The following is an 11,830-nucleotide window of genomic DNA, read 5'->3' on the forward strand; positions in this document are numbered from 1 at the left end:
TCCATCGGCTTTCGGATTAGGCGCGCTGACTGGGCGGCCAGTGCGCGACCGAGCCGTTCAGGGCTGTCGCCCATCAGCAGAAGCAGGAAGTCGTCGGGGGACATGGCGGTGATCCCCGTTGGCAGATGGCCGAAATCCTTGATGTTCGAAGTTACAATTACAGCGGCCCCTGTGGCTGCGGCGCAGGCTGCCACATGCCGGTCCTTGGGGTGATTGCGCATCTTGGCGATTAGCGGGCCGTGATCGTGGACCAACAGTTCTGGACCCTTGGAACGGTAGTGGCACGACCACCTTTTCGGCCGCTCGCCTAACCTAGATGGGGCAACCATCGATGCGAGCGCCCGTCTCAAGGCAACAACAACACCGGGCACCCTGACTGCTGACACCGAGCGGCGGCCGGAAAATCTGTTCTAGCCGTCGTGGGCGGCTGACCTGGTGCAAGTGCCGGACGGCCAGCGTCCCCTCAAGGGCGGCTTCGCCGTCGCCTTCGGCGATGGCCTGTCGGCCACCCTTGACCGGCCGCTGGCCGTCCGGCTTGGGCTCGGCAAGCGGTTTAAGCCGGGTCAGGCGCTGCGCGCCTGCGGCTTAACCGCGATCTAGGCTTTGAGGCGAACACCCGGGCCGCCTTGCGCGTCCGCAGAGATGAACACGACACCTTCTGCCTCCAGCGCGGCCTGGATACGATCCAGCGTGCCTGTCTGCATTCCGCCCTTGTTCGACTCGAACCGATGGATCGTGGAATCTGCCACAGCGGATCGCTCGGCTAGGGCTTTCACGCTAATGCCGAGCGCAGCCCGCGCCATTCGGATTTGAGCCGGCGAGATCATTTTAAGAGAAATTCTCCAAGTTCTTGCGAATTTTCGTTGACTGAGTCGGTGAAATCCTCTTAAGTCTAAGCAGAATCCTCCGAAACTCTACCGATCATAACGCTGATCGGGCCGAGCGCCTGCGCCGGGAGCCCTCGCATGTCCGAAGACAAGGCCAAGAGAACCACAGTTTCCCGCCGGTCGATGATCGGTGCAGCAGCAGCCGCGCCCGTCCTGGCCAATGCCGGCGGTGTCGCGAAGGCAGCCAGCCTCACCGACCGCTGCGGGACGTTCGTCGCCATCGACATTCGCATCCGCCGCCTGCTCATGCGCTGGGGTGACCTGGAAAGCGACGCGGCGAAGAACCAAAACTGGTTCAAGCTCTCGCGACGGGAGCAATTGGAGCTGCCCCAAGGTGCGGAAATGGCTCGCATCGACAAGATCCTCCCCGGCCTGTTTCGTGAGCGGCGGAAGCTGCTGGAAGCGTTACCCCGGTCAGCGGCCACCGATCCGACCGCCGCAGCTGCCAAGATCGCGGCGGCGGCTAAGGCCATCGACCCCGAGGACCACGAAGAGGTCCATTTCCTCCTCAGCGGCACGGCCCGCGACATGGCCGCCATGCGCTGTCCTGGCTGTCACCAGCCGCTGGTCACGGAGACCTGGATCGAATGGTCAACGCGGGTCGATCAGGGCGGAAAGGTCTGAAAGGGTGTCTGGGCGCGGCTTAAGGGTGATTGAGGCCTTGCGGGTCTGGATCAAGGCTTGGCGTTCCGCTTCGCACGGAACGCTTTGGCCATGCCCAGTGAACCTCGCCCGGCGCCGGAACGTCGCCGCCCAGCCGATCAGGGCAGCGCGCTCTACGCTGTAGGTACAGTTTCGTCCCCTCAAGGCACCGTTTCGCCCCGAGCCTCCTTGCGGGCCGGCCAGGCTCCACCGCAGAAGCGCAACACCCCCATCACCGTCACCGACGACTGGCCCGACGCCGTCCCTGTGACGGACCACGAAGCCCGGATCATCGAAGCCTTCTTCGCCGACGTGCTCGACGACTTGTTCGGTGGCGTCGACGGCAAGAGCGGCGTCATGCGCGCGATCCGGTGTGGCACGAGCAAGGGCTGTTTGGGATGTGGCAGCGCGAACGGGTCTGGGAGTTTGGCCGATGAGAGACAGCCGCTATGCCGATAGGAAGACGGCGACGGCATAGCGGTGGCGCGGCTGACGCCGACGCGCCCGAGGCATAGCGGTGGGTTCCTCGTAAATCCAACTGCCGCAGTCAGTCCGGTCTCATGCACCGGAACGCCTGACCTTCAGCGCCCTGCGCCTCGCGGCGTGGGGCGCAGATGCGCTAGCGCAGCAGCTTCGCCTTTTGGGAGGCAAACTCTTGCTCGGTGAGAATCCCCTGGTCTCGAAGACTGACGAGCTTGACCAATTCATCTGCAATCGACACGGAAGCTTGCGGCGCAGTCGCCGCTGCCATCTTCGCGTGGATGAGGTCTCTTAGCTCACGAAATTTGTCCGCGGGCTTGTCGAACTCGATGGCGTTCTCGTCCTGAAGCGGGTCTCGGGCCTCGATTGCTCCCTTGATACTGAACTGGAGGTAGCCGACTAGCCAGCCAGGCTCGCGAAATTGGACCGAGGTGATGCTGCCGTAAGGGATACGCTTGTCGCCTTTGAACCCGTGATACATCGTTCGGTAGCTAAGCGTAATCGCGTCATCTTCCACCAGCACAGCCTTAGATCTGCCCTTTAACGTCTCCCCGATCAGCGTGTTCATAGGCTCCCCCCTTCGCCGTTTGCGTAACGGCGCTACGCGCCCCAGATCGCCTTCTTCGCTGTCTCACTCAGCACATCTATCACGATGTCGCGCACCCCTGAGGCGACGCCGCCCCCCACCTTCGCCATAACCTTTTTGAAGCGAAGTGAAGCGATTTGGGTCTTGGGGCTGTCCTTGGTCATCTCGTTCAAGTCCGACCGGAACTGCGCCACCTCCTCAGATGACAGGTCGCCGCCGACCTCAACCAGCTCCACGGCGGCGGCGACTTTACGTTCCGTCCATGGGAATGGCTTGCCGCAGGCATGGCAGAAGGCAGGCGGCTCATATTCGCGCCCAATCGAGAGAACCCCTTCGACGTAGTAGTACCCTCGGATTGAAGCATTGCAGCCCGGGCACGCCGTTGTCGTCGCCTCACCGCACTTGGAGCAAAACTCCTCGCGAAGTTCGCGATACTGATCGGCTGAACTTGTGGCGACATGTCCATTCGGACAGACCTGCGCGACTCGGTAGGTGCCCATTCTCTCCTCCGTGCCGCTTCACAATGCGCGAAATGAAGGAGTTTCCTAGCCCTGCGCAGCCGCTGGCAGCACAGTCCGGCTAGCATACCGCTAGCACGCTCCAGCCGAGGGAGTGCGTGGCACCCGCATCGCCTCGGCAACATATTGTAAAAGAAGGAAAAATTGGCGCGCCGACTCGGAAGGCGCCGAGAACTACATGTTCGCCACAGCCCTCTGACCTGCGATAGCCGAGCGCATCTCTGCCTGTCGCGTCCGCTTGGGACCAAAAGCGGTCGTTGGCCTCAAGCCTGACAACAGACATTCCGCGTCACCAATGCCCTTTGATTACTAGGCGCTCCCCCGGGGCTTCTGAACTGCGGCCATACGCGTGGTTGGGGATCTGTCGTCGTTCGCGGACGCGCCCGTCCGCCTAGCGACACGTCCTGTTCAGTCCACGAGGACAGCTTCATGGACTGAAATGGAGTGTTATATGGACTGCCATCCACCACGCCATACAGTTGACATTGCTCGTGTTTTTCAAGAACTATGCACAACTGGCTTTGAACTGTATCTAGATATAGACCTGAGAAGAGGCGATTTTTGAAGCTCAATAGCTTCGGAATTTTCGCCATGAACCAAGTCGACCAAGTCGCCCGAACGCTGGGTGACCTCTCTGCCGAGACCCTCGTGCTCTTCATCGGACTGGGGGCTCTCGGCGTTGCGGCATTCGCCATCTATGCGGTGCTGACCATCGCGCGACGGGGGAAGGATTGATGAGCAAGCCCCGGAAACCGGAGTGGATCCGGCTACCCACGGCCTGGATCGAAGCCCGAGGTTTGCGCGTCATTCGCTGGAACGAGCGCGGGGCGGACAATGTCGCGGGGCTAATGTTGCTGATCGCAATCGCCCACCGGATGGATCAGACCACCGGCAGCGGACGGGTGACCTACGATGACCTGCAAGCCGCCACCGGCCTGAGCCGCACGCTTATCTCGGGCGGCTTGCAGATGCTCACCGACGCTGAGCTCGTAGATCGGGTAAGCAAGAGCGTCATCTCGCTGGCCGCGTTTGAGCCGAACGCCAACTACGCCAAGCTGCCCGTGAAAAAGCTCTACGATGGCGAGGAAGTTGTCGCCTTCCGCGATTTCACCTTGCGCAACCGCGCTGAGCTCGACGCCCTGAAACTCTATCTGCTGTTCGCATCGCGACGTGATCGAAGCGCCAACGTCGCCAATCTGAGCTACGACAAGATCGAGACCTACGCCGGCCTGGATCGGACGCGGATCAAGCGCGCGATCGACCTGTTGGTGGTGCGCAATCTAGTTCGCGTGGACCAGCGACCGAGCCGCGTGAGCGAGCTGGGTATGTCCCACGGCTATCGCCTCACCGGGCTGGATGATTATGTCCACGCCGGGACCCGGGGGCGGTCCGAAGACGGCGCATTCCTCGACCAAGACTTCGCCCTAGCGGACACGGTGTTTTGAATCCCTGGATGTCCGCAGCGGTATCCGCCGGGACGGTCGCCTCAGCTGCGAAAGCCGAGGGCGCGCCGGTCAAATGAGTCCGCCATGCTCAACTGACTGTGCGGATTCGTGCCGACTTGAACCGCTGCTCGCGACGGCAGCGCCACGCTTAGCGTAGAGACCGCGCCAGTCGCGACTGGTCCAGGGGAAGATGATCTCCGGACCGTGAAGCGCCGAAGCGCCGTAGATGCCTATTGCCCGTGCAGGTACTCCGCGAAGTCCTCACTTAGGTTCCACCGGGGCACGTCGTTCCGACGCACATCGTAGACCGCGCCGTAGTGCTCACAGATTTGGAGCTTGGCGAGCAGCTCGTCGTGGTCCTCGTGGAAATAGGAGAAGAACGGAATTGGACCGGGGTTGTAAATCACACGCTTGGAGAGGGCGATGATCTCCCTCGTGAAGGGTTTCGAACGGAGGTCAGTCCGCATCTCTTCGATGAGTTCCGGCATCTTCGCCTCCAAGGCCGCGAAGTCCCGGCCCTTTCGAACCACGTAGCCTCGAAGCTCTACCGCTGCTGCGGCCTCGGCAAAAGTCTTCCACTCGATGAGATCGGCGACATCGTAGGCGGAGTCGTCCGCATCGACGAGGCGGCTACATTGCTGGCAAAGCCAAATGCCATTCTCGACCGCTCGCCGACCTTCGTTCGTCAGGTGGTCGTTGAAACGCGGTCCGCCCAGCGAAGCGGCGGTGATGTGTGCGGCCACGCCGAGGCTTACGGTTCCGCCGTCCGCTCCCGGACCACTCGTCGGTTTGCGGCAGTCTGGGTTTGAGCACCGAAACCCCACCCGCTTAGCCAAACGCTGAACTGTCGCCTGCGTGAAATCATCCCTCATCGAACTTGTGTAGCCAGAAAGGCGTCGGTGCCCAAGGGGCTCTAGCGGGCGTCCGCGACGGGTCGCGAGCGGTCATTTGCCCAGACCCGAAACCGGACGTTCCCACCGCCCCGCCCCGCCCCGGTTAAGCGTGCCTCTCGGATAGCGTAGCGCAGATTGGCGGAGGTGCGCTGATACTTATGCCGCCGAGAACTTTGGATGGCGTTGGCGATTTGAACCGCAACACCAGCACCAGCGACGACCATCAGCAGGTGCCAGAGAAGGCGGCTGGGAAAATTTGGAAAGTGCGGAGGGTCCGGCAGCATCTGCGAGAGAGACCTGATGACACAACATATTTGTTGTGACAATATACGACCATGTTCGAGTTCAACGACATTTTTAATGAGAGAGACGCACGACGCGCCAAAGGCACGCTTGAGAAGGCGCGCGAAATTGCTTCGCCCGCAGCGTCGCTGAACGCGACGCGGGCAGGTCTGTCCCCGCTGATCGCGGAGAAGCATCGCCGGGCGATCTCCGGAATCGTGACTGAGCTATCAGCTGCCCTCGATCGATATGAAGCCGCCAAGAATGGCGATTCCGCAGCCCTCCTGGATCAGTACCGTGGAGACCCAGGCATAGCCCTCGTTGTCGCCAGAATTGCACGTGGTTGGTCGCAAGCTGCGCTCGCCGAGAAGCTGAGCCTCAGAGAGCAACAGATCCAGCGCTACGAAGCTGAGCGCTACCGAACCATAGGCCTAGCGAACTACAGGAAAATCGCGAACCTTCTTGGCGTGGAGCTTAGGGCCTCCATCAAGGAAGCGGCGGCACCCAACTTCGCCCAGGTCCACTACACTCCGCAGGCGGATAAAAAGACGATCAGTCGCATAGCTGAACACGCCCGGACCAATTGGTGGACTGATCGCGACGTGTCCGAGGACACAATCGTCGAGTTTACCAGAGCGAGCATTTCCAAGCTTGGCCAACCTGCCCTGCTTAGAACTGGAATGACCCCCAATAACATCTCTCAGGACTTCCTCCTGGCAGCGTGGAGGGGACGGATTATTGAACGAGCAGAAACCGCCACCGCTCAAGCGACGCCTGCCTTTAACATCTTGGACATTAGCTGGATCGGTGACCTCACGCGGCTAAGCGCATCTGACGACGGCCCCGCACTGGCGGCCAGGCTCTTAGGCGAAAGGGGCATCCTCTTCATATATGAACCAGCAATCCAGGGGCTTCGTCTGGACGGCGCGGCGATGCTTGTTTCCGGCAATCCGGTTGTTGCCATGACTTTGCGGCATGACCGTATCGACAATTTCTGGTTCACCCTACTTCACGAACTGGCTCACATTTACCTGCATTTTCGCATGGGGTTGGCCATCGGTTTCTACGACGACTTGGAAACTGTAGAGTCAGACGAGATAGAATCAGAGGCCGATGAGTTTGCCTCAGAGGCTCTGGTGCCGAACATGATGTGGCGAACGTCGGCGGCACGAATTGCCAAAGACCCAGCGCCTATCGAGAAGTTTGCGGCGCAACTTGGAATTCACCCGGCCATTATCTTCGGTCGGGTTCGTATGGAGAGAAAGAACTACAGTATTTTTTCAGATAAAGTCGGGGCGGGAAGAGTTCGTAGTCAATTCGTCAAAGAGGCGTGAAGAACGAACATGTATACCATCGGCCATCAATCATATGCGCCCGTGCTGAGGCTGAAGCAGGGCGAGTATCTTGCTTTGGCCGATCTACGGCCCGACGTGGCGGGGCACGTCATTCCGCATCTAATCCCGCCACCACCCAAGGAGCGCGATCCCGAAAAAGGGCGACCGCTTACACCCGAGGAAATGGTCTACGAGACCGGTCGGCGCGTTGCCATGTACTGGCCGTATCGGCCGTGCTTCCTCGATCCCCGCTTCCTGTTTACCGCCCTTGGCGTGGAAGGGTCGGCCGGATGGCTCGGCCGCCTCTTCAAAGTTGCGACCGAGAGCGGCGGGCGCCCCGTTCCCGTCTTCACGCTGGAAGACTATGAGGGAGATCGGTTCTCCGGTATCGGAGCCGTAATCGACGGTGCCGGAGTTGGAGTGGGAATTCGTCTCACGCTGACCGACTTGGTCGACATCAATCTTCGAGATCGCCTTCACCAGGTCCTGCTTAAGCGGATCCGCGTGAAGCCCGACAGCTGCACGCTTATCCTCGACATGACGGAAGCGGACCTGTCGCTGCCCGACACGGACGAGCTTCTGGCCGCCTTTCACATGCAGGTCATGGAAGTGGGCCTTTGGCACAGTGTCATTTTCCAAGGCACGAGCTATCCCGAAAAGAACCCAGCTCCGGCCGGAGGACGCATCGAGGTGCCCCGCCTGGAATGGGTGACTTGGAAAAACGCCGCCCTTTCGGACCCGATCGTCAGGCGCGGCCTGCTGTTTGGTGACTTTGCCGCCGACAGCGCGAAGTTCAACTTCGGCAAGGGCGGCAGAACGATCCCCCACTATCGGTATGCGGGCCCGAGCAATTGGACCGTTGTTCGTGCGGCGAAGGATGTGCCGTTAAGGGTTGCCATGCCGGCGCTCGCCCGCTCAATCGTCGAGAGCGACATATTCGCCGGCCGAGGCTTCTCGATTGCCGACCGCATGCTGCAGGACACCGCCCTGGAACTGAGTGGGCCTGGAAACGCGACTACCTGGCGGCGGATCAACATCGGACATCACATCACCCGCGTTGTGACCGACCTGGGGTCCACGCTCGACTTCGCGATCACCGCGCACGTCGAGGAAGCACCTGCTCATCAGGGATCCTTGTTTGGGATTTAGTCCGCGACGGAACTTCTAAGGCCCTCGACTCTGGTCTAGCAGCTAAGTCCCGCAGGCCTGTAAATAGAGCTGCTGATGCTCAACGCCGGATATCGTTCTAAACAGCTTCGGAGAGACGACGCTCAAATCGGCGCACAGATTGCGGAATGGCGTATTATAAAATGCTCTCAGAATAAAACTTACGAATGCATGAGGCGTGAGCGGAGCCGATACAGGTATCCTGCAATTTTTGTATTGCCCGATCGTCAGGTGACACATTGGATGCTCGCCCTCGACGAAGCTTTCCTTATCAAAATCGAACCTCAAAGGCGTCGTCACAATATTTAACGGCGTGATATCCGCGTACAGCTCGTCGGTGTCGTATATTTCCGCATTATTTTGGTATTCCAGAAGGTCTGGTGACGGAAAAAATGCGAGTCTGTGCTTTACAAGCTCCCCGGTGCGAAAAGTGTACAATATCTGAAGCAATCCACCGTCTATGAAGCGCATACTGAAGGCGCGCTCATCGGCAATGACTTTATAGGCGTCCGAGTAGGGAACATTTTTTAGCGTAATGGCGAGGTTGTTAGTATTCGACATGCCTACGGTGATTGCGCCATCAGTATGCATGACTTGGGCTGGAAAATTCTGATCCGTGCAGATGCCCACTGCTATAAGTTCAGCAGTAAGCTTCTGCGTCTCGATAAGCAGGACGTCAGGCGTCGCCATCGCTCATCTTCTCGTCGAGAAGGGCGCGCAGCCTCTTCAACTCGTCCTGCGGCAGATCGTCGATCATAAGGCGGCCAGACTCTAGCTCTGCTGCCAATTCTCGAACATTGAGAGCGGCACCCTTAATGCTGCGCTTCTCAGCTGCCGTCAGGTCTCTGTTAACAACCTTCAAGAATCTGCGCGTCTGTTCTGTTGGATAGATGAAATCAAGGCGATAATCCCGATCGCGAACTCGTTCATATTCTTCTTTCAGGCGTTCCATGTTCGGGCCAACGCCCAACACCTTAACCCAAGCTTTGCTGCGAGTTATCGCAGTAAAAATCTGATTCCTGATCTTCTGAAGACCACCGAACGAATAATAGCAGGAGTCAGCGTTCATGATGTAGACCATGCCCGCCTCATTTCCTTTTGCCCTAAATATTCCTGTAAAAGGAACCGAGTCATCTTCACTCTTAAAGAAGACATCAGAGTCAGTATCCACGCCCGCAACGTGGGACTGAATACCCTTGTTAAACAATAATTGCCTCGGAGCCCCCGCCTGCTTTACAGTCGTAAGAGGATCCGGGTTAATCACGATGATGTCGCTGGGATTTAGCTCATCCTCTTTGAGATTTTTCTCAATTTGTTCAGCCATCCACTGCGCTTGCTCCACTGTGTCCTTGAACACATGGAATTCTATAAGCTGATCAACGGCGGCGGGAGTTTCAAGGAATTCCGGACTCGACTGCGGCGTTCGCGCCAGGGAGACCTCGGCACCGTCCCGCAGCTCACCTCGAACGACGCTATAACCGACATCTTCCCAAAGTTCGCCACGGTCAAACATCTGGATTAAGCCGGTACCTGACTTAACATCCGGATTTCTATAAATCCCAAAGCCAAGCGCGTGTGCGGTCGCGAGTACTGGCCTGGAGTTTCTGTAGCATTTTTCCAAGATAATATCTTGGCTTGGCTGCCCGGACTGAGGCGGCGCAAACATCACCAAAGGACGACCTTCACTATCCAAGCCAAACATCTCTTCTGGCGGAGGTAAAGTCGATTCCGTCAGCGACTGCAATTCGTCATAAGCGTAAACAAGACGCTTCGGTTTACCTAGAGCGGCGTAGCAAAGACGCAAAAACTCCGGACCAAAGTCCTGCGCTTCATCAACTAGAACAACGTCGTAAAGCTTTTGTGGCTCTGAGACGCTCGACAGAGCGTGCTGACAAGCAGCTGAAAACTCCTGACCATTCCCAAATTTCCGACGAGCCGACATGAAGTCGAGAAACTCTATGCCGTTGGCGCGGCAGAATTGGTAATATACGCCTGTTCGCTCATCGTTGCCCGGAGCTCCCCAAGCATTTAGGATCTGAATCTTCGTCCAATCCGGAGTATCTCTGGTTTGCTCAAAGACGAAGTCTGTGATCAGCTTTTTGAATTGCCCCTTGAGCGAGCGGGTATTGAACGTAACCGCGATCCGCCAGTCTGGATGCTGCGCGTGCAGATAGGCGGCCTTCAATGCCAGAATGATTGTCTTGCCCGAACCCGCAAGGCCGCGGATTCGCTGCACCCCTTCAACGGTCTCGATCACAGCCCGGCTTTGGCGAGAATCTAGGTTGGCGATTGAATCCTCAAGGGCCTTCAACACGGCGCCACGTGACGCCTGGTTGGTGATGGTCCGTCGCTTCCTGCCTTGGCGGATGCTTGAGATCGCTTGAATTACGGAATGCGCCGCCGGAAACAGGTCGGGGCGATCCCAGACCGTGCCCCTAAGTGTGGCTACGATGTTGCCCTCATTGGCCAACGGATAAAGCGGATCCTCGTCGCCGGTGAGTTGGACGAGTGGCGCGAACGTCACCACGGATGGCGGTGCGAGCAGCGTTCTACCCTGCATAAGAGACCGGTGGGCGCGCAGGCGGGTTTCTAGGTTGTTGGCGTACTCGTCCTGAACATCGCGGTAGTCGCCAATATCTCTGCCCTCAACGAGGTGGAAAATTACCAGCCCGTGCCCCGGGCTTACCCAGAGAGCATCAACGGAATTCGCACCATCTGCAGCCGAGAGAACAGGGTAGCCGATGTACAGCATCCCCTCTTCCGGGAAATTGCCTTCAATAGCCTCGGCCAGGCGCTGGCTCGTGACCGGCTTTTTTGTCGATCCCCAAACTACAGTCGTCATCGCGAAGTGGCCTCATACCTAAGCGCTACGGCTTATCACCCACGCACCTCCATCGCCAACCGGACTGGCGAAAATGGGTGCCGCTCGGAATTGAATCGACACCGTCTCAGCGTCCAAAATCCAAGGCAAGATAAAAGGACAGGGACCTTTCAGGTCCATGTCGTTGATGGTGTTGAGTAACTTCCGGGACCTGCCGCCAACCCCAGGGCCTCTGCTGTCGAATTCGCCAATGGTTTCAGTCGACTGACAGGGACCAATCGAGCGCGCTCCTCAGGCGGTCCCGGCTAGCCCCCTCAAATGCTTCGCGAATTCCAGAAGGCCGGGACCACAGCGGCATCGGGGGTCCCTAAGAAATTCAAACACCATCAACGGCATAGGGACCGCAGGTCCCGGGCCTTTTATCTCGCCGTCACCTGATGAGCCCCACAGAGCCCACCCTGCCCCTGAAATCTCCAGGCCAGGCACATCCGCGTGGGCACCAAGCGCCCCTCCCCCGTCCGGAAAAGATTCCGCCCTGGAACGCTTGGTGGAACGAGGGCCGGACGGGCCGATGAGCGTCAAGGGCGCGCGCCTTTGGCGCGCGTCGCGGAGCGGCGGCAAGCCGCCCTTGACCCTCAGCGCCCCGCCCGGCAGAGGCTGACCAAGCGCTTCAGGGCGAGCCCCGACCGTATTCGATCGCTCCCCTACGAGCCTACGGGATGCACGGAAGTGATTCCCCTTGCTGAGCTGAGCTGATTCAACGGTCCGATCTTTG

At 58.9% G+C, this 11,830-nt stretch carries 13 protein-coding genes; 7 read left to right on the plus strand and 6 right to left on the minus strand.

Going from position 1 to position 11,830, the window contains the following annotated elements:
* Positions 1 to 435: 435 nt before the first annotated feature.
* Positions 436 to 600 carry a hypothetical protein gene (locus ASE02_RS22430; RefSeq protein WP_156406085.1) on the plus strand — a complete coding sequence of 55 codons (165 nt, stop codon included), beginning with the start codon at positions 436 to 438 and terminating at the stop codon, positions 598 to 600.
* On the opposite strand, the gene ASE02_RS15540 is transcribed toward ASE02_RS22430, so the two are convergent.
* A complete protein-coding gene (locus tag ASE02_RS15540) occupies positions 597 to 827 on the minus strand; it encodes a helix-turn-helix domain-containing protein (protein WP_056735451.1) in 231 nt (76 codons plus the stop codon). The genes ASE02_RS22430 and ASE02_RS15540 overlap by 4 nt on opposite strands.
* Before the next feature lie 138 nt (positions 828 to 965).
* On the opposite strand from ASE02_RS15540, the gene ASE02_RS15545 reads away from it, so the two are divergent.
* Both ASE02_RS15545 and ASE02_RS15550 read left to right on the plus strand, forming a co-directional pair.
* Positions 966 to 1,511 (plus strand): hypothetical protein, encoded by a 546-nt coding sequence (locus ASE02_RS15545; protein ID WP_056735452.1) that lies wholly within the window; start codon positions 966 to 968, stop codon positions 1,509 to 1,511.
* 207 nt (positions 1,512 to 1,718) lie between these two features.
* Positions 1,719 to 1,988, plus strand: a complete 270-nt coding sequence (locus ASE02_RS15550) for a hypothetical protein (protein ID WP_056735453.1) — start codon at positions 1,719 to 1,721, stop codon at positions 1,986 to 1,988.
* Between the two features lie 160 nt (positions 1,989 to 2,148).
* Here the strand turns inward: ASE02_RS15550 and ASE02_RS15555 are convergent, their stop codons facing one another.
* Entirely contained in the window at positions 2,149 to 2,577 is a 429-nt protein-coding gene (locus tag ASE02_RS15555) for an SHOCT domain-containing protein (RefSeq protein ID WP_056735454.1), read from the minus strand.
* Between the two features lie 32 nt (positions 2,578 to 2,609).
* Positions 2,610 to 3,095, minus strand: coding sequence for a DUF2321 domain-containing protein (locus ASE02_RS15560; RefSeq protein WP_056735455.1), 486 nt, complete (start codon positions 3,093 to 3,095; stop codon positions 2,610 to 2,612).
* Between the two features lie 579 nt (positions 3,096 to 3,674).
* On the opposite strand from ASE02_RS15560, the gene ASE02_RS22435 reads away from it, so the two are divergent.
* On the plus strand, positions 3,675 to 3,848 hold the full coding sequence (locus tag ASE02_RS22435; protein WP_156406086.1) for a hypothetical protein: 174 nt from the start codon (positions 3,675 to 3,677) through the stop codon (positions 3,846 to 3,848).
* A complete protein-coding gene (locus tag ASE02_RS15565) occupies positions 3,848 to 4,558 on the plus strand; it encodes a hypothetical protein (protein ID WP_156406087.1) in 711 nt (236 codons plus the stop codon). The genes ASE02_RS22435 and ASE02_RS15565 overlap by 1 nt, the downstream gene beginning before the upstream one ends.
* A 230-nt stretch (positions 4,559 to 4,788) precedes the next feature.
* Here the strand turns inward: ASE02_RS15565 and ASE02_RS15570 are convergent, their stop codons facing one another.
* Complete coding sequence (locus tag ASE02_RS15570) at positions 4,789 to 5,301, minus strand: hypothetical protein (RefSeq protein WP_056735457.1); 513 nt, start codon at positions 5,299 to 5,301, stop codon at positions 4,789 to 4,791.
* Positions 5,302 to 5,786: 485 nt separating this feature from the next.
* Between ASE02_RS15570 and ASE02_RS15575 the strand changes: the two genes are divergently transcribed.
* Together ASE02_RS15575 and ASE02_RS15580 are read left to right on the plus strand one after the other, a co-directional pair.
* Positions 5,787 to 7,067 carry an XRE family transcriptional regulator gene (locus ASE02_RS15575; protein WP_056735458.1) on the plus strand — a complete coding sequence of 427 codons (1,281 nt, stop codon included), beginning with the start codon at positions 5,787 to 5,789 and terminating at the stop codon, positions 7,065 to 7,067.
* Between the two features lie 9 nt (positions 7,068 to 7,076).
* A complete protein-coding gene (locus ASE02_RS15580; protein ID WP_056735459.1) occupies positions 7,077 to 8,216 on the plus strand; it encodes a beta family protein in 1,140 nt (379 codons plus the stop codon).
* A 42-nt stretch (positions 8,217 to 8,258) separates the two neighbouring features.
* On the opposite strand, the gene ASE02_RS15585 is transcribed toward ASE02_RS15580, so the two are convergent.
* Together ASE02_RS15585 and ASE02_RS15590 are read right to left on the minus strand one after the other, a co-directional pair.
* Positions 8,259 to 8,924 carry a DUF2290 domain-containing protein gene (locus tag ASE02_RS15585; protein ID WP_056735460.1) on the minus strand — a complete coding sequence of 222 codons (666 nt, stop codon included), beginning with the start codon at positions 8,922 to 8,924 and terminating at the stop codon, positions 8,259 to 8,261.
* A complete protein-coding gene (locus tag ASE02_RS15590) occupies positions 8,911 to 11,076 on the minus strand; it encodes a DEAD/DEAH box helicase (protein WP_056735461.1) in 2,166 nt (721 codons plus the stop codon). The genes ASE02_RS15585 and ASE02_RS15590 overlap by 14 nt, the downstream gene beginning before the upstream one ends.
* Between the last annotated feature and the right edge of the window lie 754 nt (positions 11,077 to 11,830).

The organism is Phenylobacterium sp. Root700, from assembly GCF_001429025.1.
Classification (GTDB): domain Bacteria; phylum Pseudomonadota; class Alphaproteobacteria; order Caulobacterales; family Caulobacteraceae; genus Phenylobacterium.

What these genes read in the sequence shown, in the direction of transcription:
- ASE02_RS15540 (WP_056735451.1), bottom strand. Translation starts at nt 827, where the DNA reads ATGATCTCGCCGGCTCAAATCCGAATGGCGCGGGCTGCGCTCGGCATT.
- ASE02_RS15545 (WP_056735452.1), top strand. Translation starts at nt 966, where the DNA reads ATGTCCGAAGACAAGGCCAAGAGAACCACAGTTTCCCGCCGGTCGATG.
- ASE02_RS15555 (WP_056735454.1), bottom strand. Translation starts at nt 2,577, where the DNA reads ATGAACACGCTGATCGGGGAGACGTTAAAGGGCAGATCTAAGGCTGTG.
- ASE02_RS15560 (WP_056735455.1), bottom strand. Translation starts at nt 3,095, where the DNA reads ATGGGCACCTACCGAGTCGCGCAGGTCTGTCCGAATGGACATGTCGCC.
- ASE02_RS15565 (WP_156406087.1), top strand. Translation starts at nt 3,848, where the DNA reads ATGAGCAAGCCCCGGAAACCGGAGTGGATCCGGCTACCCACGGCCTGG.
- ASE02_RS15575 (WP_056735458.1), top strand. Translation starts at nt 5,787, where the DNA reads ATGTTCGAGTTCAACGACATTTTTAATGAGAGAGACGCACGACGCGCC.
- ASE02_RS15580 (WP_056735459.1), top strand. Translation starts at nt 7,077, where the DNA reads ATGTATACCATCGGCCATCAATCATATGCGCCCGTGCTGAGGCTGAAG.
- ASE02_RS15585 (WP_056735460.1), bottom strand. Translation starts at nt 8,924, where the DNA reads ATGGCGACGCCTGACGTCCTGCTTATCGAGACGCAGAAGCTTACTGCT.
- ASE02_RS15590 (WP_056735461.1), bottom strand. Translation starts at nt 11,076, where the DNA reads ATGACGACTGTAGTTTGGGGATCGACAAAAAAGCCGGTCACGAGCCAG.